The 23294-nt window shown below is 36.6% G+C and carries 19 protein-coding genes; 6 read left to right on the top strand and 13 right to left on the bottom strand.

The window, feature by feature from the left end:
* Positions 1-50: 50 nt before the first annotated feature.
* Both K5G00_RS27325 and K5G00_RS27320 read right to left on the bottom strand, forming a co-directional pair.
* Positions 51-1328 (bottom strand): hypothetical protein, encoded by a 1278-nt coding sequence (locus K5G00_RS27325; RefSeq protein ID WP_238769671.1) that lies wholly within the window; start codon positions 1326-1328, stop codon positions 51-53.
* Between the two features lie 87 nt (positions 1329-1415).
* The gene (locus K5G00_RS27320; protein ID WP_238769670.1) at positions 1416-2555 is read right to left on the bottom strand and encodes a helix-turn-helix domain-containing protein; all 1140 of its coding nucleotides are present in this window, start codon (positions 2553-2555) and stop codon (positions 1416-1418) included.
* A 204-nt stretch (positions 2556-2759) separates the two neighbouring features.
* On the opposite strand from K5G00_RS27320, the gene K5G00_RS27315 reads away from it, so the two are divergent.
* Both K5G00_RS27315 and K5G00_RS30285 read left to right on the top strand, forming a co-directional pair.
* Positions 2760-3188, top strand: coding sequence for a DUF523 domain-containing protein (locus K5G00_RS27315; RefSeq protein WP_238769669.1), 429 nt, complete (start codon positions 2760-2762; stop codon positions 3186-3188).
* 322 nt (positions 3189-3510) lie between these two features.
* Entirely contained in the window at positions 3511-3663 is a 153-nt protein-coding gene (locus tag K5G00_RS30285; protein ID WP_394800884.1) for an AlbA family DNA-binding domain-containing protein, read from the top strand.
* Between the two features lie 152 nt (positions 3664-3815).
* Here K5G00_RS30285 and K5G00_RS27310 read toward each other — a convergent pair whose 3' ends face one another.
* The 10 genes from K5G00_RS27310 to K5G00_RS27265 all read right to left on the bottom strand — a co-directional run bounded on the left by K5G00_RS27310 (position 3816) and on the right by K5G00_RS27265 (position 19586).
* Positions 3816-6011 (bottom strand): PepSY domain-containing protein, encoded by a 2196-nt coding sequence (locus K5G00_RS27310; protein ID WP_238769668.1) that lies wholly within the window; start codon positions 6009-6011, stop codon positions 3816-3818.
* Between the two features lie 6 nt (positions 6012-6017).
* The gene (locus tag K5G00_RS27305; RefSeq protein WP_238769667.1) at positions 6018-6515 is read right to left on the bottom strand and encodes a DUF2271 domain-containing protein; all 498 of its coding nucleotides are present in this window, start codon (positions 6513-6515) and stop codon (positions 6018-6020) included.
* A gap of 10 nt (positions 6516-6525) precedes the next feature.
* A complete protein-coding gene (locus K5G00_RS27300; protein WP_238769666.1) occupies positions 6526-8043 on the bottom strand; it encodes an ankyrin repeat domain-containing protein in 1518 nt (505 codons plus the stop codon).
* 102 nt (positions 8044-8145) lie between these two features.
* Positions 8146-9486 carry a hypothetical protein gene (locus tag K5G00_RS27295; protein ID WP_238769665.1) on the bottom strand — a complete coding sequence of 447 codons (1341 nt, stop codon included), beginning with the start codon at positions 9484-9486 and terminating at the stop codon, positions 8146-8148.
* Positions 9487-9505: 19 nt separating this feature from the next.
* Entirely contained in the window at positions 9506-11926 is a 2421-nt protein-coding gene (locus K5G00_RS27290) for a TonB-dependent receptor (RefSeq protein WP_238769664.1), read from the bottom strand.
* 931 nt (positions 11927-12857) lie between these two features.
* Positions 12858-14195 (bottom strand): TolC family protein, encoded by a 1338-nt coding sequence (locus K5G00_RS27285; RefSeq protein WP_238769663.1) that lies wholly within the window; start codon positions 14193-14195, stop codon positions 12858-12860.
* 17 nt (positions 14196-14212) lie between these two features.
* Positions 14213-17254 (bottom strand): efflux RND transporter permease subunit, encoded by a 3042-nt coding sequence (locus tag K5G00_RS27280; protein ID WP_238769662.1) that lies wholly within the window; start codon positions 17252-17254, stop codon positions 14213-14215.
* Complete coding sequence (locus K5G00_RS27275) at positions 17251-18333, bottom strand: efflux RND transporter periplasmic adaptor subunit (RefSeq protein ID WP_238769661.1); 1083 nt, start codon at positions 18331-18333, stop codon at positions 17251-17253. The genes K5G00_RS27280 and K5G00_RS27275 overlap by 4 nt, the downstream gene beginning before the upstream one ends.
* A gap of 81 nt (positions 18334-18414) precedes the next feature.
* Positions 18415-18981, bottom strand: coding sequence for a TetR/AcrR family transcriptional regulator (locus K5G00_RS27270; protein ID WP_238769660.1), 567 nt, complete (start codon positions 18979-18981; stop codon positions 18415-18417).
* A gap of 158 nt (positions 18982-19139) precedes the next feature.
* Complete coding sequence (locus K5G00_RS27265) at positions 19140-19586, bottom strand: MarR family winged helix-turn-helix transcriptional regulator (protein ID WP_238769659.1); 447 nt, start codon at positions 19584-19586, stop codon at positions 19140-19142.
* 26 nt (positions 19587-19612) lie between these two features.
* On the opposite strand from K5G00_RS27265, the gene K5G00_RS27260 reads away from it, so the two are divergent.
* From K5G00_RS27260 to K5G00_RS27250, 3 genes are all read left to right on the top strand, one after another.
* Positions 19613-20158 (top strand): DUF2269 family protein, encoded by a 546-nt coding sequence (locus K5G00_RS27260; RefSeq protein ID WP_238769658.1) that lies wholly within the window; start codon positions 19613-19615, stop codon positions 20156-20158.
* Positions 20155-20886 carry a DUF169 domain-containing protein gene (locus K5G00_RS27255; protein ID WP_238769657.1) on the top strand — a complete coding sequence of 244 codons (732 nt, stop codon included), beginning with the start codon at positions 20155-20157 and terminating at the stop codon, positions 20884-20886. The genes K5G00_RS27260 and K5G00_RS27255 overlap by 4 nt, the downstream gene beginning before the upstream one ends.
* 81 nt (positions 20887-20967) lie before the next feature.
* Positions 20968-21618, top strand: a complete 651-nt coding sequence (locus K5G00_RS27250) for an NAD(P)-dependent oxidoreductase (RefSeq protein WP_238769656.1) — start codon at positions 20968-20970, stop codon at positions 21616-21618.
* A gap of 143 nt (positions 21619-21761) precedes the next feature.
* Here the strand turns inward: K5G00_RS27250 and K5G00_RS27245 are convergent, their stop codons facing one another.
* Positions 21762-22154, bottom strand: coding sequence for a winged helix-turn-helix transcriptional regulator (locus K5G00_RS27245; protein ID WP_238769655.1), 393 nt, complete (start codon positions 22152-22154; stop codon positions 21762-21764).
* Positions 22155-22310: 156 nt separating this feature from the next.
* On the opposite strand from K5G00_RS27245, the gene K5G00_RS27240 reads away from it, so the two are divergent.
* Positions 22311-23183, top strand: a complete 873-nt coding sequence (locus K5G00_RS27240; protein ID WP_238769654.1) for an SDR family oxidoreductase — start codon at positions 22311-22313, stop codon at positions 23181-23183.
* The last annotated feature ends 111 nt before the right edge of the window (positions 23184-23294 follow it).

Genomic DNA, 23294 nt, shown 5'->3' with positions numbered 1-23294 from the left:
TAGAAATGCAACCCGAAACCATAATGTCAATAACCGGAAACAAACACTACCTAAAAAATTTCAATGCGGCATTTTGTATTTAAAATGGTATTATTATAACAGTTAGATGATTTTAAGGTATGATTTTTATTATAATCAAATTTGATGTATGAAACTCCATTATCTGCCCTATTAATTGGTTCACCGTTTTTTCCTAAATAGCTTATTTGGGTTTTTTGTGCAAACTCGTTATATTCATAAACGATTGAAGAATACCCCCCATTTTTGTGAATTGCTGCCTGTCTATTTGTATCCTGTAATTCAATTTTCAATAGGTTATATCCGCTTTCGTCCCATGTGTAAATTGCATAACAATAACCAGATTTCTCATTGACTCCAGCGTTTCCTAAACTATCAATAAATTGAGTGTATGTATAATTTCCTTTATTATCATAAAACCGTTTGCTTCCCCAAAAACCATGCGCATTAATTATTCGGGAACCATCAATATCCTCATACCTGATACTGGATTCGTATCCAAATTTATTGGAAGTATTTATACCTTTTGCCACATTAGGCCCATTCCCCCTATGAAGTTGATTTTTAGCATTCAATACTTTCCATCCTAACCATTTCCCTTCTTTGTCAAACAGTAATTTATCTTGTGCCACTCCTGAACTGTTTTCTATCAAAGTACTATTTTCATCAACATTTTGCATCAATGCAACGATACCATTTTGCTCATAGTATAACCGGATTATAAAAAAATCAAATTGGGGTCTTAATGATTGTAATTTGCCTTTTAGGTCATATCTTGATTCTATAACAGAACCGTCATTTTGATGATTCCATTCATAATTAGAAATTCCCCAACTGTTTTCTACAGTATTCCCTTTATCATCCTCATAATGTAGTGCAACTCGTCTACCATTCTTATCAAGTAAATATATACTTTTATATGCTCCTCTTTGTGCGATTTGATTCCCAAATCTGTCCTGATACGTAATGATTTCTTTATTGTCTGTATATTGTATTTTTTGCATAGGTGCTGTGAAAAAATAATTTGCTGTATGATTTGGCTCTCTTAATTTCTCACCTAACCAAAAGGAAACACTTACTAAGCGAAACGATTTATCATATGTAAATCGATAATGATTTCGAGTCATTGCTTCCTTCTTTGACAACCTAACCACTCCTTGAAAATTAGGGTAAGGAGACTCTCGAAGAGGTATAGCTGAATAATATTCTGTAAAGCATTCTGACACTTCATTTTCAATATCTTTTTTGTTAACTGAATGACAGGAGTATAAAAACAAGGATGTAGCTATGGCTAAATAAAAAAACTTCATTTCGATTGTTTTTTAAATCTTAATATTGCAAAAGTCGAAATGAAAATTGAGAAAGTATTATAAAAGTAGGTCTTAAAAAGGTTCAATTCAAGAATTGGTACTTGTTTTAGATTTCAAAAACTGATTTGGAGTAGAATTCGTTACCTTTTTGAAGGCTCTAAAAAACGCCGATTTAGATTTAAAGCCAGCCATTAATCCAATAGTTTCAAGGGTTAAGTGAGAGTTTTCAACATTGAGCATTTGTTTTTTTGCTTCTTCAACCCGATAGTTATTAATAAAATCTACAAAACCTAAATTTAAACGATGATTTATAGCCTGAGATAAATATTTTGGATTTGTATCCAATTGTTTTGATAGTTCAGTTATTGTTAGCTTGTTTTTTTTATACAACTCATTGTTTTCGACATAATCTTTAGCTCTATTAATTATTAAATCATAAGAGCTTCCTTCTAAAGAACTTCCAATATATTTTGTTGGTGGCAAAAACACACTTCCAGTATTTACCAATAACGCTATTACGGAAAGTGAGACTATAAGAATAGACAAAAAAGTAATATCAATCGGCCATTCTATCATTGAAAATTTAGTTGTTCTATAAAACCATTTATAAATTAAGTTTGAGAACTGACTGAATAAAAAGTAAACTACAATAATAGCAGAAAGAATATGCATAAGCCTTTTGCTTCGACTTGTCATATTTTTCCTTTTAAACTTTAAAAAATCATATCCGATAATACCCAGAAATAATAAGGGAATTATGGTTGATTTTAGTAAAGATTTTAAATTAAGCCAATAGTTAAAAGGACCTGGTCTGGTATCACTATAAAACGCATTTAACATGCCCAATTTTTCATTTGAAGGAATTAATAAACCGGTAGTGAGCACATATAAACTATAGATGATAGATGCTAATAAAATAAATTTGTGGCTAGTCTTAAGTTTAAATTCGGGCTTTATAACATACCAAACAAAAAAGAGGAAGATGGGATAAATTAATAGATTATAAAATCTTCCCGGATGATAAAATATATACAAATCATACATTAAACGACTATGGATTAATGTTTTGTAAAACAACTCACACCCTAAAATTAAAATTGAAATGTACAAAAAAAGGTATCCATCATTTTTGAACTTCTTTTGAAACAAAAAGAATAAACCTAGAAACAGAGCTATAAAAAAAACTCCTAAACCAAAAAATGTGAAAATATCCATTTCGTATTCCATAAACAAAAATAAAGAATTAAACATTTACCAACAACAGCTATAATCCAATACTATGATGGTAAAGAGAAAGAAAAATCCCTACTTTTATAAACTATAATTTCTGCTCCGAATATTCTAAATGAATATTGTCTGCAACGGAATCATAGACAAATGGTTGTGCACAGTAAACGAATAAGTAGCATATTATAAAGTAAAGAGAAAGATATGTATTTAATCAGTTCTTGCTTGGTTGGGGTTAATTGTAGATATAATGGGACTAGTACTTCTGATGCTTCTTTGATAAAGTTAATAGAAGGAGGCAAAGCTATATCTGTCTGTCCTGAAGTCTTAGCGGGACTTCCAATACCTAGAGAATCTTGTGAGATTATTACTGAATTCCAAAGTGTTAAAGTTAAGTCTAAATCAGGTTCTGATTTTACCAAAGAATTTAAAACAGGAGCTACGAAAGTTTTAGATATATGCAAACAACGTAAGATCACAACTGCAATTTTACAATCAAGAAGTCCTTCGTGTGGTTTTGGTAAAATATATAGTGGAAAATTTGATGGTAAATTAGTAGAGGGGAATGGACTTACTGCTGACCTATTGTTTAAGAATAATATTAAGATATATAATGAATCAAATTGGGAATAAAAAGAGGAGTAAAAAACATAACATCTGAAAAATATGAATATGACTGGGAAAAACAAAAAAATAGATGGTAAGGCAGGCGAAGTGGTAAATATCAAGGTTTGTGGCCCGCTTAAACGCGTAGCGGTTTGATAGGAAAAAAACCGCAATCTGCCACTACTCATACAATTTACCGTCAGACTGTCTATTTGAAATAATATATATTTTAAATCCTTATTTTTGTTAAATGATTGAGCAAATACGTCAGATATTGAAAGAAGGAGAAGGAACAACTGTTGAGTTTAAGAACTCGTGAAGTGAGCTCAACAAAAATGCATTTGAAAGTATTTGTGCTTTTCTGAATAAAAAGGGTGGCCATTTGCTTTTGGGAGTAATCGACGACGGGATATTTGAAGGTGTTGAGGAAACACAGATTCAGCAATTGATTGACCGATTAGTAAGTTCAATATATAAACAATCCACAGAAACTTTCCCCTAGATTTATCTTATTCCTGAAGTTATTGAACTGGATGTTAAAAAAATTATTTATCTGAATATTCCCGAAAGTTCACTCTGCAGCCGGTTAAATATAGTGGTTGTATTTATTGATTAACTGGTTCTTTAACATCCTCAAGTAAATCTTTAGAATATTCAATAACAATCCATCTTAATTTGTTTACGATTTTGGTAATAGCTCAGGTCTTTCTTTAAATAGGTGCTGCAAATATCCTGAAGCTCTGTCATTACTTCACGCTGCATCGCAATTGAGCCACAAATCATTACACAACCACCTTTGCTGAAAATACCGGCAATTTTATTTGCATCTCTTTTTATCAAGTGTTGCACATAAATTTTTTCAGATTGCATTCGGGAGTATGCAGGTGTAAAAAGGTGAAGCCTTTTTTTGAAAAGAGCCTCATCTATATGAGCTTTGTAAGGAGCAAGAGATTCTGGCGTTCTGCCTCCCCAATATAGGTGCAATTTTCGTCTGGCAACGTTTGAAGCAATCATTCCCAAAAAAGGGCCGATACCCGTTCCGGTAGCAATGAGCACGACATCTTTTGTATTTTTTGGAAGATAAAAGTGTCGGTTTTTGGCTACTCCTGCGGATAGTATTTTACCTTTCTCAAGTTGTCCCAACATATTTGAACAAATCCCGTTAGGCTGTTTTTTTACGCTTATGGCCAAGGTGTTGTTCCCTAAGTTTCCGATAGAATAAAGTCGTTCCCGTTCATCTTGCTCCGGTATAACCGACAATAGATCACCCGAAACAACCCTTGTTCCATTCATATTTTTTAACGTAAGTAGAAAGGTATCTTCTTTTTCAAAATCAATTCGGTCTAACACTTCAAAATTAGAAACGTGGTTTTTAGGAAGCGTTATTTTAGGTTTTTCAAGTTGAAGTTTCAGGCCTATAGCCCGGGCCCAAGGATTTGCCCAATTCGAGAAAGCTTCAAAAGACTGGTCGTTCACTGTGTGGACTTTTCCCAGACTATTTGCATTTGGGAGTTTCTTTACTATTTCAAAAGTCTCATAAGCAAATTGGCAATAGTTTGGATATGCGGTAGAACCAAATCCAATAACCGAAAAGGAAAACGGTTGAGGTTGGTAATTCTTTTTCACTAATTCCTTAAATCGATCGGCACTGGCAGGAGATTCTCCCTGCCCGTAGGTGGCTGTAAAAATAATGAGTTGTTCCATTTTTTTAAACAGACAATATTCGTTCATTAATCCCAAATAACTTTTTATCCCGACTTTTTGCAGTTGACGATGAAACTCCTGTGCATATTGTAAGGTAGTAGCTCCTTCGGTTCCTACCAGTATAATATGGCTGCATTCATTTTGGGAATATTTATTTTTGATATGAATCTTAGGTCTTTTAAAATAAATGATAAAGCCTGTGAGCATCAAAAAGGGGATGGAAAGGCTTCCCATTCCTAAAATGGCACTCCAAACGATACTTCCTTCTCCCGTATGTAAAACAGTAGCCCAGGAAGAAATAATCGCCACCAAAGCACTTTTTTTTTCAGTGATAATCTCACCATTAAACTGATTCAAGATAACCTCTTTATCTTTAAGCCTGATGGTGTAAAAATCTTCAATAAATTCTGAAAATGGATATTCCAGTTCTTTAAGTTCACCTAAAGTGGTACTGTTGAAAAATTCAAAATCCTTAAGTGGCTTTTTCGGACTGTCAGTTAGCGAATCGTAATCTATTTCGTGAACAACCTGTTCCTCCGGAATTAGATTGAAGCGTAATAGTGATAAGTATATGCCTGTCAATGACAAAACAATAATGGGCAACAATGTAATTCGGGCATAGACAACGTGGTTAAACTGCGAAAAGTTTTCACGAACCACCGAAGCAAATAAGTATTTGAAGCCGCCCTGCCGTTTAGCAATGAGTATAATACCCGATACAGCAATTAAAAATAGTAGCTGGGATACAAGACCAATGAGAAAACGCCCTGTTGTTTTAAGAAACAATGAACGGTGCAAACTGGTGCTGAACTTAAAAATGGGCGCTTTTTCAATCAGGGGTCCCAACTTGTTACCTGTAAAAGGATCTACATAAAACTGCTCGTTCTCTCCGTTAATAATAACCGAGACGCTAACAAACCCGTTGCGGTCGCTTGAGACAGACAGGATTTCATCGTATTTCGCATTCAAATTCGTTAATGTCTCGGTCAAAGTAAGTTTGTCCGCGTGATCGATATTGTATGGACGAACCTTGTTCGATATAGGCTCAACCGCCAAAATCCCCCCTGTAATTGACGCTATCAGCAAAAACAAGGAGGCTACTACTGCAAGAACTAAATGGCTATTGCGCCATATCGAAAGAACCATACTTTTCTAATTTGGTATCATACGGATATATCGGATATACCCCTTTCCGTCAGTTTTATTTCTGATGGTTGCTGAATTCAGCTCTATCTCTGCATCAACAGTGTAATACTCTTGATTTTCGACAGCAGATTCAAACCGGATCTTATATCCGTTGTCAATTTGTGAAGAGTTTACAACCAAAGAAATAATGTTTCTTTCGCCATTTCCAACTGTTGCTCCGGTAACAGCATCAATATCTTCATTTATATTATGACTAAAAGCCCACCAATTTTTAAGATCCGGAAACCATTCGGGATCATCCCCCTGCATATATAAGGTTTTTACATAAGTCCCATTGGCATCCATTAGTGAAACAACTACATAGGCTTTTTCACCTGAATAGTTAGCCATTTGTATCATACATTTGTAGGACACATCAGATGGCGCTTGAGCAAAAGAAAATGAGCTAAGAAGAACCAGGGCAAGCCCCAAAATTGATAATGCGCGATTTATTATTTTATTCATAGGTCTTCAATTAATTTAAAAAGTCTAAACTCACGTTGTCCTGGTTCAAGAGTTCATTTTCCTGAGCTAAATCATAAGCTGTTTCACCAAATTCGGTCGTTGATTTGATGTCGGCACCGTTAGTAATCAAAAATTTAAGCGTTTCTGTATTGTTTGATTTCATAGCGGCATAATGCAAAACCGTATTTCCCTGATTGTCCTTTGCATTGATATCTGCACCAAAATCTTCAACTTTTTTTAGAAGACCTAAATTATTTTTGGCAATGGCCAAATGCCAAATGGTGCTATTGTCTGGCTGCTTTTTCCTGAAATCAAAACCTGCTTCTCGTAATGCTTTTACCTTCTCGTCAAAATCACGGGGATTGCCACGTGTGGCAAAAAGATAATGGGCCAAATTATTTCCTTTTGTGTCTAAAATATCAGTTTGGGCTCCTTCAGATATTAAATAATTTACTACCGAACCACTGTTATTTTGAATGGCAAGCGTTAATGCTGAGTGTCCCTCTATGTTGCTATGATTGATATTTTCAGTCTTTTCAACTAAGTATTTGATCACTTCCAATTTATTGCGTGATACGGCGTTTAACAGAGGTGTATTCCCATCGTTGTCAACTGAATTGGGATTTACTCCTTTGTCTATAAAATATTGGGATAGAGCAAGATTATCTGAAGAACGGGCAATGTTGTGCAATGGCGTAACTCCTTTATTTGAAGTAATATTAGCATCAAGCCCAAGTCCTTCCAGATATTCAAAAACTTCCATACTATTGCTGCTTCCCCTTCCGCCTCTGCTGGCAAAAAGAATGGCATTTTCGTTGGTCCCGGGATTCTTATCCGTAGAAACTCCTCTGGCAACCAAAGCTTTCAGTACTTCAATGTTTCCTCCCTGGGCTGCAATATTGAATATGCCATTGCCATGATCGTCAGTAGCATTTAAACTAAGCCCTTTGCTTATAAAATAATCAATTAAATCCAGATTTTTCACCCTTGGAGCGGCCACTAAAAGTACATTGCGACCATCATGGTCTTTTTCGTTTTTTAAGTCTGTTCCATTTTCGATAAGCAAATCGTAGATTTTAGGGTTATTTTGGCCCGAAGCTGCAGTAAACTGAGCCAAAGAATATCCATGAGAATCCTTTAAATCGGTCTTGGCTCCTTTCTTAATCAAATACTTTACGACCTCTAAATTTCCCCGGGAAGCTGCCCAAAAAATATAGGTCCGTGAATCGTGTGTGCGTTTGTTTACATCGTTTCCTTTATTAATAAGAAAGTCGATTGTGGCCACCGGATTTCCGCCAAAAATTGCAAAGGTGACGGGGTCAAAACCACCACTGTTGGCTTCGTTTATGGAATACCCTTCGGCAATCTTGGCATCAATATCGGCAAGGCTGGGGTGTGAAGCCCAATACTCCCTGTCCATGAATGGATTTTCATTCGTTTCACTATTTCCTCTTTGTGCCATGCTTGTTGCTGAAACCAGGGTGGTAATCATAATAAGAAAGAAGAATTTTATTGTTTGTTTTTTCATTTTGACTCTATTGAATTTCGTGAATAAGATGTTTTTGTAGTGGAAAACTCCATAGGAGAAAATCTCCCACAGAGTTTAGTCCATATAATAATTCCCAAAAGATTAGAATGTACCTATAAAATGACTTCCTTCTACATTAACCAATTCAGCACCTTTGGTTACGTCACTGGTTTCTGTGTCTATTACGTAAATATTTCCGTTTTCCCCTACCGGAGCCTGGGTTACATATATTTCTGTTCCATTAACTGCAAATCCCTGGTACTGGAACAAGTAAAAATTGGGGTCATAAGGAATAGCAGCAATACGTTCTGCTGTTTGAGCTTCCAGGTCAATTAAAGCAAAAAATCCCTGGGCTCCTGCTACTCCTTCTTCAGAACCGGCATAGCGGTAGGCTAAAACGGCTTTTCCGTTCGATGCAGGCCTCCAGGCAAGAATGTAAGTATCTTCTTCACCTAAGGCCTCGTCCAGGCTAAAATCATAGGAATTGTCATATTCGTTGTCCGCATCAATTTTAAGTATGTGCGAACCTTGCGGGTCGCCCTGGTTTGCCTGATAAACACTTCCGTTATAAAGGAAGGCATTGATGCTTCGGTAACCGTTAGTGTTGCCATATCCTACGGTAGAAGTTATTACAGAAGGATTCAATAAAGACGGATAATCCAATACAATGGTTTTTGATCCCAGAATTTCGTAATCCCTTTCGCTCTCGGCAGTTTCAGGGTTTACTTTGCTTAAACGGGCTCCGATATAAAGTTTGTCACCAGCTTCATTCAATACCGGCATATCGATTCGGGAAATATAGTACCCATTGGTTTCTTCTTCTTCACTTAAAGCAATACTGTGTTCCTGAAATTCTTCAATTTGTGAATTAACCAAATCCAGGGTCAAAACTCCCATGGTAGCTTCGGTACGAACATAGTTATCATTATCATCAAATTGGTGCTCTGTAGAAACGTACACAGCGGCTCCCGTTTGGTCTCCATCAAATAGTTTAATCCATCTGGGAGCAGATCCCACATAAGGAGCAATACTAATTTCAGTACCTGTTTGAACGAAGTTTTGTCCTCCCTCTACAGTATATTTGGTATACTTGCCACCAGTATCCCCGGCATAGCTGATATTAAAGATGGTACTACCGTCTTCAGATGATTGTAATCTGGCTGTTCTATTTGAAGGAACAATGAATCCATCGTCAAAAGGTTCAATGGATACTGTGGGGTCTTTAGCTTCTTCGTTATCAATTGCATAAATTAATGTTCCCCCGTTTCCATCTCCGGGGTTTTCTCCCATTCTGGCTGCAGCAACGGTAATCCATCTGGTATCTTCCGGCTCAGGGTCAGGTGGTAAAATTTCGTCATCGTCATCGCTACTGCAAGAGGCAATCAGCCCGCCTATCACAAATACAAAGGCTAAAATTCGAATATCTAAAAATTTGTACTTCATTTTATTTATATTTAAGTAATTAAAAAGAATTTATTATATAGTTTAATTTCAGGTAAATAGCTCTGCCTGCCTTTTGTACCGATAAATTGTCGTATACAGGTTTGTCAAATATGTTTTTGACGTCGGAGCTCACAATAAATTTGTTGTTGGGGAATGTATAACTGATCCCAACATCCTGAGTCAATTGTTCGGGCACTTTAAAAAAGTCATCACCTACAGTATTCGATCCCTGGGGCACCAGGTAAGAAAATTCCTCAGTAAAATACATTGTATAGAAGAGGTTCAGTCTTGTATTTTTTTGTATCAAATCCTTAAAGGAGTATCTCAAGCTTGCATTCATAGTAAAAAATGGCGTGTTGGGAACGTCAATTTCCACGCCTCTGTTTTCTACGGTCAAATCGAAGCGGGAAATATTAAAGTTGAATCCAAAATTATTATTGTAGGAGTAATCCAACTGTGCGTCTACACCTTTAGATGTGCCACTTCCCTGATTTACATAAAGTATCAGTTCATCATCAACATTAAGGGATGTTTCAATGGGTAAGCCAATCCTATCCTTAATATTTCGAGTGAAGAAATTGGTAGAAACACTAAAATTGTGCTTTTGGAGAGTAAAGGTTCCCAGGCGAAACCCCAGGTTATAATTATTACTTTGTTCCGGATTGATACTTGAATTAGCAACTACATTATCCCCATCATTACCAAATATTTCGGTTTCATTAGGAAGTCGTATCGCTTTTTCTGCCGAAGTTAACAGAGTAACGTTTGGAATAAGGGCATAGGACAAAGCAAAACCAAATCCGTTATGTTTTTTATTGCTGCTTACTACTTCATCTATGACCTGCTTGTTTCCATCATCATCTGTTTCAATAGCAGGATCAACACTGGTTGTTTTTTGCTGATAGTGCTTTCCAAACAAACTGGCTTTTAGTCTGTCGTCAAAAGCATTGAACTCATAGCTCAAAGAATATATATTTTTGCGTAAGTCTCTTGTTCCACTGAATGTATTCTCCAGTACCGATCTCAATTCATCACTATCCTCCCTGTCAATTCCGCTGAAAACGTGGTTCAGCAAAATCCTGTGATTATCATTAATGGTGTAAGACAAGCCTGTTCGAATGGACGATACGTTTCTATTAATTTTTGCCAACGTAGGGCCTCCTTCCTGCTGGGATCCCCAGGAATACTGGTATTCGTTACCCCTGAAATCAATGGCCCTCTCCCCATTCCAACTATAGGCCCAGGCTACAGTATCGTTTACAGCACGGTTACGTTTACCATACAAACCGTGCACATTCAATTCCAATCCATTGATAAAAAGATCCTTTTTTTGATAGGTCAGATTTGCTAACAGAGCATCAGACTCCATAAATCTATCCTTATAAGGAGTGATGGTCATAAAGGCTCCGTGTTGTACTTCTTTATAATCATCAGAGCCTGTAGCTCCAACAAAAAATTGATCGGCCCATTTTACGTCGGTAAAACCAATTTGAACCATACCTCCGGTAGATCTATAGGCATCATTAAATCTTCTGGCAGTAATAGGTGTTTGCACACCGCCTATACCGGTAACCACAACACTTCTGCCCGAAACCTTATAGTCGTTATCGGAATAATTATGAAAAAGAGAGGTTTTAACAGTAAAGCCTGATTTATCAAAGCGATAGGTGCCGTTAGCACTTGCCTGAAAAGTATTGAAAGACCCGTAGGAAACAGAAGCATTGAAATTCGTTCTTGCCTTTTTATGGAGCTGAATATTAATGGCTCCTCCCAACGCATCATCTGCCAGGTGACCGGGTACTACACCTTTGTAAACGTCAATTTGCCTGATCATTGACGGGGGAATACTGTTTAAGTTGAATGAAGATCCATATGTTGAAATGGGAATACCATCGATAAAGATGCGTACAGCACTTCCGGATAACCCGTTCAATGAATATTCTACATTGGAGCCCAAGCCTCCGTTTTGACGAATTTTTACACCTACTGTAGTGTTCAATAATTCGTTTGCCTGTATGTTACGCAGGCTTGCTTCTTTTGTTTCTACAGCATTCACTGCAAATCCCTGGGTCTCAAGCTCTGTTTTCCTGGCCTTCCCGGTGACCATTACCTCATCCAGATTTTCAGTATTTTTCTTAAGGACAAAATCAAGTTTCACCCTTTTGTTGGCGGGGCTTGTCTCAATGGTTCCTGAAGCTTTGGCATAACCGATGAACGAAACGGAAATTACATGTTTTCCATAGGGAGCATAAATTTCGAATTCTCCTTGTTCGTCAGTCTGTGTCCCAAGTTTTGTACCATCGATTACTACCGTAGCAAATACCAACGGACTACCATCTTCAGAAATTATTTTACCAAAAATCGAACTGTTTTTGGTGTTTTGGCCGTATACCGATATTACGGTCAAAAAGATTAATAAAAGTAAGGAATATTTGCCCATTCCAACTATTTTAAAATTTGATTTTTCTCAAGCATACTATCGGGTCTTTTTATCTTTTTTGAATAGCAATTCATTTTATAATTTTCTTCTGTGGGCAAAAATAAATTTTCGGGTAATGAGGCACAATCCTCATTAATAAGGATTTTCACTTTCCCGGATAGTTCCTTCGCAAATAATTTTTCTTCATTCTATCTTCACACCAATTAATTTTTAAACACCCGTTGAGTATTTCAAATAATATTGACTTTTATATTATTGGTATTCCTTTTGAACGTGCCCCTGTTAATGTATTGTATTATAGTTTAAGCTGTAATTTTAGGAAGAATGCTGATTTTGAATTGGTCTCATAGTTGGAAAACAAGTCTCGATTCTTTTTCTCTTTTCCTGTAAGAATAGAATTGTGGCAAAAAGTGTTTATGATTCTTTTCATTGGTAATTTGATGGAAATAGAAAGAACACAGTAAATCCAATAAAGTGTAGCGATTAATAAGGATAGTTCTTGGACAAATCAGCTAAAAATTAGCTTTTTTTATTCTTCTCTTTAGTGTCTAATATCCAAAATATAATACATCTAACACCATAAAAACGTCCTGAACGGATGTTTAATTTAATGGTTTTAATTTTTCAAGGTTGCATTTGTTTTCATTATACCACAATAGCTTTTGATTTTTGCGCCTTTATAAAATGGTTCTTACATCGTTATATTCATTTCCATCACTCTGGTCTCTTATACTCAATAGTTTTTTCACTGCTTCATATTGGACTTAAACTTTTGGATGCTCAAAACAAAAGAAGTACTAATCAAAAATGGTTATTGAATAAACACAAGAAGAGTTTGAGAAGATTATTTCGTTTGACACTGTTCTTTAAATATTTGAATACTTGAAAAGTATAATTTTTAGAAGCTTTAATAGTGAGGGTAAATTAACTATTATAATTCGCCAATCGCTTTTTTATATAAAACCTCCTGGATTTTAACATTTGCCTTGGCGGCAATAAAGTCGGCATAAGATTTTTGCCATTGCATCTGGGCATTCAGAAGGTCCGTCGTAGTAACTATCTCCTGCTTGAGCTTATTTTTCTCCAAGCTTAAATTTCCTTCCGACTGAACAAGCGCTTCTTTGGTAAAATTGAGCTTTGAGTATGCTTCTTCAAGTTTGAAGAAAGCTTGTTTTATTTCGAGGGTCAGCAATTCTTTTGTTTTGTCGAGGGTGTATCCTGTCGTTTCCGTTTTCAGGGTTGCCTGTTGTTCTTTCAATTTACGTTCTCCCCAATGGAATACCGGGATGCTTAAAGCTAACCCGGCATTCCATGTGAGTTCACTTTCATTGTTGCTAAGATGGTCAGGGTTCTGCACCCCATAGTTGGCATACGAAACTAATTGTGGAAAATAATCTGAGCGGACTATTTTCTGTTCTGTTTTGTTTATTTCCTCCTGTTGCCCCAATATTTTAATCTCGTGCCTGTTTTCAAAGCTTTGAGGATCGAATGCAAGGCTATTTCCCAAAGTATTAATTTCAATAATTGAATCAGTAATAAAGAGAGGTGTTTCGATTTCATTTCCTATATTTTGGTTGATAGCCATTTTCAAAACTCCAATATTATCGTTAATGGTTATGAGAAACAGTTTTACATTGTTCAGCTCTACCTGTGCTTTCAGTATTTCATTTTTGGTAACTATCCCATTCTTATACAGATTGGTTACATCGGTTACGACTTCCTTTAAAAATGCAACCGATTTATTTGCTACTTTTTTTTGTTCGAGTAAGGATACCAATGTCCAGTATTGCTGTTCGGTTTGCAGCAAGATGCCTATTTTATTTAGCTCTACATTCGATTCAGCAATATTCTTCACGTTTTCGGTAATTTGCCGGGCATAGTTTAACTTCCCGCCGAGATATAGCGGGAGGCTCAATCCAATCGTTGCATTGTAGGAATTATGGTATGTCAGTTCTTTCGTATAGGGCGGAGAATAGATGTTACTGATCTCACCGTCAATGGTTGGTAGCGGATGTCCGGGTATCGCCATCAGTTTAGGATCGGCCATGTAATGATACCCTGCATCAAGATTGAGATTTGGCAATGACGACCGTTTGCTTAATTTCTGGTTTATTTCAGCCGACTGGAGATTTGCCCGGGCTGATTTTATCGCCTGACTGTGTTCTAATGCTCTTTGCTTGCATTCCGCAAGTGAAAGAGTGTCTTCCTGGGCAACTACGTTTACAGCAAACAAGATGCTACAGAAAATTACAATTATATATTTTGCCATGATTCCTTATTCCTTTCTTATTTATGAACTTCTATTTTAAAAAATGCTGCATACAATAATGGCAAAACCACCAGTGTAAGTAATGTGGCGAATAATAATCCGAAGATTATAGTAACAGCCATCGAGCTAAACATTGAGTCGGTAACTAATGGCAACATGCCCAACATGGTTGTTAATGCGGCAAGAAATACCGGTCGTAAACGATTTACCGCAGCATCCTGCAAAGCTTTGTAACGGTCGACCCCTTCTTTACTCATATTTATTCTTATCTGGTCCATCATTACAATCGCATTCTTCAGTACCATACCAATTAGCCCCATGAATCCGATTATAGCCATAAAACCGAAAGCGCTGTTGGTAATAAATAAACCTATGGCTACCCCAATGACGGACAACGGAATAATCAACAAAACCACGATAGTTTGCCGTACATTATTGAACAACATAATGATGATAAGTATGACAAGCAGCATTGCCAGGGGCATAAATTGCCGGGTTGATGCATTGGCTTCATTTGATGTTTTATACTCCCCGGCCCACATAAACGAATACCCGGCGGGAAGAGGAATTGATTCAATAGAATCGCGAACCAAACTGAGCAATGTGGCCCCTGTAACATTCGGGTCGGCAGGGTCGCACTGAACGGTAATGGCACGTTGTTGATTATAGCGCTGGATTAAACCATCTTCCCAGCCGATAGTTATACTGTCAACTACCTCTTTTAAGGGTACCGATGTTCGTCCCTGCATCGACCACACTCCGGTATTTTCTATACTTTCGATGTTATTAAGTGAATGATTATCAACCTTCAGAACAAGAGGCAGTTTCTCATCGTTTTCACGGTACATACCTATGATTAACCCGGAACTGGTGGAACGCTGGATGGCATTTCCAAGGTCGCTGCGGGTAATCCCTGCCCGTTTTGCTTTTATTGGAGAATAAACGGGAGCCCAGGTGAGCACCTGATTCCGCCAGTTGTCGGTAATGTCGCCAACCATCGGTTCGTTGTGCATAATGTTTTCTGCCTGTTCTGCCAAACGACGTAATACCGCTGGGTTAGGTCCCATAAAACGGGCTTCTACTTTGTATTTTATAGGCGGACCGGAAATGTAGCCTTTTATCCGCACCCTTGCATCGGGAAAATTTTCAGTAAAGTATTTTTGCAGATAAGGTCTAATTTCAACAGCTTCTTCTGCCGAATGTGTTTCTATCATCAACTGTCCGAAACTTGTATTGTAATTTTCATTGTGTGCAGGTAATAAATACCGGGGTGGGGTTTTGTTTAAACTGGTAGTAATATTTTTTATTTCCGACAGGTTTTTAAACAAATCTTTTTCTGCAATAGCCAGATCTGTTTGCACTTTATGGATAGTCGTTCCTTCCGGCAGCCAGTAGTCAATCAGCGTGTATGATTTATCAAGAGGCATAAAAAATGCTTTCTTCACTTTCCCGAATAACATTACCGCGAGGAATAATGTTAAAACAACCACAGATACGGATAACCATTTGCGTTTGATTACAACGTCTAAAAAACGCTTAAAAAATGCATAAAATCTATTATCATACGGATCTTCCTTTATTTTCTTCACCTTCAAAAACCGTTCATTGGTTATGGCCGTTTGGGTCATTGCAAAAAACCAACTCAGCGAAAGAGAGATGGCTAAAACCAGGAATAAATCGTGGTTGATTTCTGCAGAATTACTTTTGGCTATAAAAACCGGTAAAAAGGCAAGGACTGCAATTAAGGTTGCACCCAAAAGGGGGAAAGAGGTTGTTCGCGAGATATCAATAATTGCTTTTCTGTGGTTTACGCCCCGCTGGATATTAACCAAAGCACCATCCGTCACAACAATTGCATTATCAACCAGCATTCCCATAGCAACAATTATTGCAGAAAGTGAAGTCCGGTGCATACTAATACCGCACAAATTCATCACAAGAATGGTTCCCAATATGGAAAAGATTAGACCGCTTCCTATAAGTAAACCGGAACGCAAGCCCATAAACAGTAGCAGAACCAGAACCACAATTCCTACCGATTCAATTAGGTTGGTAATAAATTTTTTGTTTGCCGTTTCAGCTTCTTTTGCTTCGCTGTATACCTGAGTCAGTTCAATGCCAACAGGCAGGTTCGTTTTTAATTGTTCAATTTTACGGGTAAGGTTTTCGCCCAGGTCCAGTACGTTTCCTCCTTTTTGGGTAGAAACAGCCAATCCTATGGCTTCAGAACCATTGTGGTACATTAAATTTTGTGGCGGGTCAATAAATGATTTTTTAATTTCAACAATATCGCCGAGATAAAATTGTTCATTCCCCACCCGGATTATTGTTTTCCTGAGTTCATCAATATTTTGCGAGGCAATGTTTCCTGCCACCCTGGCATATTTCCCCGAAAGCTCTATATTTCCTGCGGGAGCGACATTTGTTTGGGCATTTAACGCCTGAATGATTAATCCCGGGTTTATCCCAAGCTCCGATATTTTTGCATCATCGATTTTAATATCAACACATTCCGGGCGATCTCCGAAAAGCGTAATTTCTCCCACCTGGTCAACGGTGAGCAATTCCCGCTTCAGATACTCGGCATAATCGTGCAACTCTTCACGTGAAAATCCGTCAGACGTAACAGCATAAAACATTCCGTACACGTCACCAAAATCGTCTATCACCATCGGTTCATGCGTTCCCCGGGGCAAGCCTGATGTTGCATCTTTAACCTTTTTTCGGAGAATATCCCACTGTTGTGGCATATCCTTATTTTTTAAAGCTTGTTCAATATCAACCTGTACAACAGAAAGCCCCGCAGAAGAAGTTGAATAAATCTCTTTTATGTTATCCATTTCCATAACAGCGCGTTCAACAACCTCGGTTACTTCCTGTTCAACCTCATGGGGAGATGCTCCGGGATATACCGTAACCACCAGTGCGGTTTTTATGGTAAAAACAGCATCTTCCAGTTTGCCCATGCTGAAATAGGATGTAATTCCTCCTACCAGCACCAATAGCAATATAAAATATATTACTATTTTGTTCTTAAAAGCGTATTCTGTTATTGTCATAGTTTATTCCCAATATTAGATGGTGTAAAACCATCCATATTTTTAACTCTTTGTCCTTCAGAAAGATAATGTGCCCCTGCAGTAATAATATCTTCATCAGCAGCAATACCACTTTTAATTTCGATGAAATTATTTGCGGTCAGTTTTCCTGTAGTTACTTCGCGGGCTGAAACAGTGGAAGAACCACTGTCAAAAATCCAGACATAAGGTTTATTATCTCTGGTAAAAATTGCAGATGAAGGGATTGAAAAAGACGTATTGAGGTTATTCGCATTATTATAAATTTCCAGGAACGTAGTCATTCCGGCACTTAACTTGATGCTGTCGGGGGCACTGATAACCACTGTTATGGGCAACGATTGTTTTGAAATACTGGTTTTTGTCCCAATCTCCTTTAGTTTTCCCTCCAGCCATATCTTTTTGTCTCGTAATGAAACAACACATTGGAATGAACTTTTCTTATTTACTTTTGCCGCATCTTCTACAGGAAGCCATGCATTTACTTCATATTGAGACATGTCAATAAGCGACAGGATAGGTTGCCCGGGTTGCACCATTTCATAATTATTGACAAATACATGATTGATATATCCTGAAAAGGGCGCGATAATATCTACATCTTTCAGGGCATTTTCCGCTTTTTCATAACTCGTTTTTGCCAGTTTCCAGCTTGTTTCAACCTTATCGAAAACACTTTTCGGAGCCGTTTCTGTTTCTTTCAGGTTCTTGTACCGTTCATACTCTATTTGTGCCAGTTCGTATTGAGATTTCGTAGCCTCTACTTCTAATTCGAAGTCCCTTGGGTCAATTTTTGCAACAAGCTGGCCTTTTTTTACATAAGCACCCTGTATATCGTTAAGCTGAAGCAAAGGGCCACCAACCCTGAATGAAAGCTTTGTCTCTCTTAACTCATTGATGCTTGCCGGTAGTGTCAATTTATCTTGTTCATTGGATTGTAAAACAGGTTTTGCTGTTCTTACCGGACGAATGGTATTTTGTTCTTTTTTTGCTTCCTTACAAGCTACCATTATAAACAACAATGACACCAGAAAGAAAATGTTGGTAATTTTTGTGCTCATAATTATATAATTATTATTGTATTTATTTCATGCTCCATGTAAACCAATTTAGTTTATGCAGTTTACTTTTGATTAAATTTTTTACTTTAAAAGTCCTTTAAAAAAAAGGCCCAGAGTTTCAGTCGTTTCATTTTTAAAATCTGTTTTATTGTCACATGTCGAAATATTATGGTCAACTAAAGCATAAACGATTTTTATAATAGTCTCGGGATTGGCATATTGGTGTAGATGCCCTTCTTTTTTTCCTTTATTGAAGAATGAAAGGAGAAGCTGCTGACGTCTAGCTAGAAATTTCTCCTCTTCAATTTTAATTTTGGGATACTCAATTCGGATTGCTGTAATACTTTTTAGAACATAGTCCTGAAAATTGTCAGTAATAACATCAATAAATTGTTCCAGGAGTTTTGGAAACGGTTTCGAACCTGATAAGAAACTGGAAATTAAATTAATATTGTTTTTAAGGCCATCTGAAATACATTTTAATATAAGATCTTCTTTGTTTCCAATAATTTTATATAAGGTTCGTTTTGACATATTACTTTCTTTTGCCAAATCGTCCATATTCCATCCTTTTACCCCATATTTAATTAGGAGTTCGCTGGTTATATCAAATATGGTTTCCTCAATATCAATGTCTCCAACTTTCATAAAGTAAACTAATTTAGTTTATATAGTATACAAATTTAATATTTTTCTATTAATCTGGATGAATTAGAAGAAATAATTATAGAGTTACGATGTAAACTCCTGTCTCTGCTTAAAAAGAGTATGCACAAAAATATAATTTCCTATTTTTTCACATTAAATCAGTTCTCATTAAATCTGCTAACATTCATAATAATCTTTTCAAGAACTGATTTAGTTATCTCTATATCTTTCTCAGGTATATTCAATATGGCATTATGAAGCGTCGTATCAACTACTTTGCTGACTAATGGGCGGATCTCAAGTGCTTTCAACGTAACGATGATCAATTTTGCTCTCCTGTCATTTTCAGAAGGAACACGTTTTACCAATTTTCGCTTTTCTAATCCATCAACTAACTTGGTAATACTATACCTTTCTTTACCAAGTGTATCTGCAAGAAACTGCTGATTTACCAGATCTTTTTCCCATAAAATACTTAAAACAATATATTGTTCTCTGGTTAATTCCAGCTTAGCGCCAACAAGTTCCCTATTTAATGATTTGATTAATTGATTGTTGCAGGTGCTAAGCAAATATCCTAAAGAATTACTTTCTATTTGTTTCATATTTGATTGTATAATATTATACTTTTGTGAAAATAAAAATTACTTTTGAGATTATGGCATATTACGGTAAGGATCTTAGACGCACGATTGTAAGTTTTCATGTCATTTTTTCTGCACTGTGGTTAGGAGCAGCACTCTCAATGATTATTCTGATGTTCACAAAAAATCCTCAGAATGCATCAGAATTGCTGGCTTATAGCCATGCAAACAAGTTAATTGATGACTGGATTATAATTGGCTCGGCAACAGGTAGCTTTTTAACAGGACTTTCACTTTCATGGAAAACGCCCTGGGGATTTTTTAAACATTGGTGGGTAATTGTCAAATTATTGCTTACGATAACTCTAATTCTGCTTGGAACTTTTTGGTTGGGTAAATGGACAAATGAATCGGTTTATATGGTACATGACCAGGGACTAAATGTATATTCAAACAAAGAATACTTGGATTTCCAGGCATCGACAAGATTTTGGGGAAGTTTACAGTTCTGTATTTTGATATTTATATTTTTTTTATCGGTATTTAAACCGTGGAAAAAGATTCAAAAATCAAGTAAAAAACAGGAATTATGAGTGTGATAACAAAGAGTAAAATTGCAGAAGCGTTAAAATCGAAGTATCATCCGGTTGCCGTATTTCGAGCTACAGAAAAACCCGAAGGTGCGACCCGATTTAAAGAAGGTAGATGGGGATGTGTTATTTCGTTGCTAAATGTTGCAGCAAAAGGGAGGACTACTATATTTGATGAAAAATCAACACCTTGTATGGGTGGTCAGGTTGGACTGGGACTTGGTTGTTACGATATGTATTTTATCAAACATCTTTTGTCAACCGGGATCCCTGATAAAGTGGAAGGCGAATATTATCTGAAAACACCTGAACTTGCCGGGAAATTTGCAACAGGATTGCCTCAAATTCTCACCGAAAAATATATAGTTTTTAAACCTCTTTCTGAATTATCTGAAGGAGAAACTCCTGAAGCTGTTATTTTGCTGGCCAACGCAGATCAGCTTTCGGCGCTGGTGCTGCTTGCGAACTACGATAAAGAGACCCAGAACAATGTTAAAATAGATTTTGCTGCAGGGTGTCAGCAGGTCGTATTATTTCCACTATACGAAGAGGAAAAGGGAGGTTCCACCTGTTTTGTTGGCTTAACAGATCTATCGGTGCGCAAACTTATCGACAAAGATGTTCTTTCATTCGGCATTCCGTATACTCGCTTTCTGGAATTGGAAGCACAGGTTGACGAGAGTTTCTTAAGCAAAGAAATATGGCAGAGAATTACTGCAAGAATTGATTAGGCAGAAAAGAAGAATCTTTTATAAAACTATTCAAAATCCTATATGTTGTTTTTGTATAAACGAGACATAGCATAAAGTAAAATGAAAATATTTCTATTGGGAGCAACAGGGAGTACCGGGTACGAGGTATTAAAAAGGTTAGTTCAGGATAACCACACGGTTAAAGTTCTTGTTCGGAATCGTGCCAAACTGAACCTCGCAGAAGTTCAGCAATCAGTTAAAGGTAAGGTAGTGTTAATAGAAGGGAGTATTTTGGAATCAGATAAACTCAAGGAACATTTTAAAGATTCTGATTTGGTTATTTCTGCGTTGGGAACAGGAACGAATAATGATTATACCGAAATTTATTCGCAAGGAGGCCGGAATATTCTTTCTGCAATGAGAGCGAACCAAATTCGAAAGCTGATTACAATAACATCCGGATTGATTGATATGAGCGATCCATCTACAGATAATTTTTTTCTGAATCGTATAATTCGTCCGAATTTCAACAAAGTTTATTACGACCAAACCCGGTGGGAAACCATTTTAGACGAGACAAAAGATATTGATTGGATTTGTGTAAGACCACCTTATCTGACGAATAAAGGATTCACCGGAAAATACAGAGTTCAGCATAAACATTGTCCGAAGGGAGGCAGAAAAATAAGCCGTGCAGACCTTGCTGATTTTATCATTAAACAGATGAATTCATCGGAATATATTCATAAAAAACCTGTAATTGCGTATTAATATAAAAATCATTTTATATTGGAGTTTTCTTTGTCGATATGTTCGCAGCTTGCTTTATAGATTCAGATACAGCAAAGGGGCACTTATTTTCAGCAATCAAAGGTTAATTCAAAACTTTCAAATGCATATCATCTCAGGAAAATTTATTCCTGTTTTCCAATTACATTTTCGCGGTGCTCTAAACCCCATTTTACCATAACATCCATAACCTGTTCAAAGGAACGTCCCGATTCTGTTAATTCATATTCTACTTTAACGGGAATAGTATCATATACCGTTCTTTTAACGATACCATTTCCTTCCAAATCCCTTAGTTCTTTAGATAGCATCCTGGGAGTAATATTAGGAATATCTCTTTCCAGTTCTTTGAAACGTTTTTTCCCAAAAATCAATGAACCGATGATATGTAGCTTCCATTTCCCATGCATTACATTTATTGCGTCTTTTATAGCCAAAATATATGCAATCGGACATCTTTTTACTTTAACTTCAGAGATTACACTCATAACACTTTTGACTTCAGAAATTACACCCATAATATTTTGGTTTTTGTTCAGTTACTATACCCGATGATACCACTATACAAAAGTATATTAGTTCTTTTTGTATATCGAATATAGGTATTTTTATCACATTAAATATAGCTATTCAATAATTTCTTCTGTAAAACGGAAACATTAATAAAATAAGTAATGGAAAGAATACTGATTACGGGATTAACTGGGCATTTGGGGATTGCAACTATTGAACACATGCTTAAAAACACAACAGCAGATAAAATAGTGGCGTTGGTAAGGAGTGTAGAAAAAGCAACTTCCTTAATAGAAAAAGGAGTAGAAGTCAGGATAGGTAATTTTGATGACAATAATTCTTTAGCAAATGCTTTAAAAGGGATTGACAAAGTGTTACTTATTTCAGGAACTGATCCACACAGGTTGCAACAACACAAAAACGTAGTAGATGCATCAAAAAAAGCAGGGGTAAAACATATCATTTATACCGGGATTGCAATCAAGGATGTAAACACTTCGCTAAACATTCCACTTATGGAAGATAATTTCAAAACAGAAGATTACATTAAAGAAAATGGCTTAACATTTACATTTTTACGCAATTCACTATATAGCGATACAATATCCATGCATATTGGTGAAGTGGCGATTGAAACAGGGATTTTTCTTCCTGCCGGAACCGGGAAAGTGCCGTTTGTTTTAAGAAGGGATTTGGCTGAAGCAACAGCTAATGTACTGTTGCAAAACGGGCACGAAAATAAAACATATGAACTTACGGGAGGGAAACAGTATTCCTTTGAAGATATTGCAAGTATCCTTTCTAAATTATCAGGCAAAACAGTTGACTATACAGATATTAACGAATTGGCGTATTCCGAAGCGCTAAAACAAAATGGAGTGCCTGAAAGGTTTGTAACTCTTCTTTCTGGTTATGTGGCAGACATTAAAAACAGACAATTTGAAATCGTGTCAAATGATCTCGAAGATTTGTTGGGCAGAAAGCCCACTGATTTTAAAGCCGTCCTAAACGCTTTCGTCAATTACAAGAACTAAAAATCATTTTTAAATCATTAAAAAACCACCTTCTAAGAAGGTGGACTTGTGAAAGCCCCTATAAGGGGCCGAAGTTGAGCCTTTGCTGCTCTTCTAAACGTTCTTGTTCTT

The organism is Maribellus maritimus, from assembly GCF_022267315.1.
Classification (GTDB): Bacteria; Bacteroidota; Bacteroidia; order Bacteroidales; family Prolixibacteraceae; genus Draconibacterium; species Draconibacterium maritimum.
Note: the sequence above shows the minus strand (reverse complement) of the source record. Positions and strands in the feature narration are given on the sequence as shown.

What these genes read in the sequence shown, in the direction of transcription:
- K5G00_RS27305 (WP_238769667.1), bottom strand. Translation starts at nt 6,515, where the DNA reads ATGAATAAAATAATAAATCGCGCATTATCAATTTTGGGGCTTGCCCTG.
- K5G00_RS27270 (WP_238769660.1), bottom strand. Translation starts at nt 18,981, where the DNA reads ATGAAAGTTGGAGACATTGATATTGAGGAAACCATATTTGATATAACC.
- K5G00_RS27265 (WP_238769659.1), bottom strand. Translation starts at nt 19,586, where the DNA reads ATGAAACAAATAGAAAGTAATTCTTTAGGATATTTGCTTAGCACCTGC.
- K5G00_RS27325 (WP_238769671.1), bottom strand. Translation starts at nt 1,328, where the DNA reads ATGAAGTTTTTTTATTTAGCCATAGCTACATCCTTGTTTTTATACTCC.
- K5G00_RS27245 (WP_238769655.1), bottom strand. Translation starts at nt 22,154, where the DNA reads ATGGGTGTAATTTCTGAAGTCAAAAGTGTTATGAGTGTAATCTCTGAA.
- K5G00_RS27285 (WP_238769663.1), bottom strand. Translation starts at nt 14,195, where the DNA reads ATGGCAAAATATATAATTGTAATTTTCTGTAGCATCTTGTTTGCTGTA.
- K5G00_RS27250 (WP_238769656.1), top strand. Translation starts at nt 20,968, where the DNA reads ATGAAAATATTTCTATTGGGAGCAACAGGGAGTACCGGGTACGAGGTA.
- K5G00_RS27295 (WP_238769665.1), bottom strand. Translation starts at nt 9,486, where the DNA reads ATGAAGTACAAATTTTTAGATATTCGAATTTTAGCCTTTGTATTTGTG.
- K5G00_RS27310 (WP_238769668.1), bottom strand. Translation starts at nt 6,011, where the DNA reads ATGGTTCTTTCGATATGGCGCAATAGCCATTTAGTTCTTGCAGTAGTA.
- K5G00_RS27275 (WP_238769661.1), bottom strand. Translation starts at nt 18,333, where the DNA reads ATGAGCACAAAAATTACCAACATTTTCTTTCTGGTGTCATTGTTGTTT.
- K5G00_RS27280 (WP_238769662.1), bottom strand. Translation starts at nt 17,254, where the DNA reads ATGACAATAACAGAATACGCTTTTAAGAACAAAATAGTAATATATTTT.
- K5G00_RS27300 (WP_238769666.1), bottom strand. Translation starts at nt 8,043, where the DNA reads ATGAAAAAACAAACAATAAAATTCTTCTTTCTTATTATGATTACCACC.
- K5G00_RS27290 (WP_238769664.1), bottom strand. Translation starts at nt 11,926, where the DNA reads ATGGGCAAATATTCCTTACTTTTATTAATCTTTTTGACCGTAATATCG.
- K5G00_RS27240 (WP_238769654.1), top strand. Translation starts at nt 22,311, where the DNA reads ATGGAAAGAATACTGATTACGGGATTAACTGGGCATTTGGGGATTGCA.
- K5G00_RS27320 (WP_238769670.1), bottom strand. Translation starts at nt 2,555, where the DNA reads ATGGAATACGAAATGGATATTTTCACATTTTTTGGTTTAGGAGTTTTT.
- K5G00_RS27315 (WP_238769669.1), top strand. Translation starts at nt 2,760, where the DNA reads ATGTATTTAATCAGTTCTTGCTTGGTTGGGGTTAATTGTAGATATAAT.
- K5G00_RS27255 (WP_238769657.1), top strand. Translation starts at nt 20,155, where the DNA reads ATGAGTGTGATAACAAAGAGTAAAATTGCAGAAGCGTTAAAATCGAAG.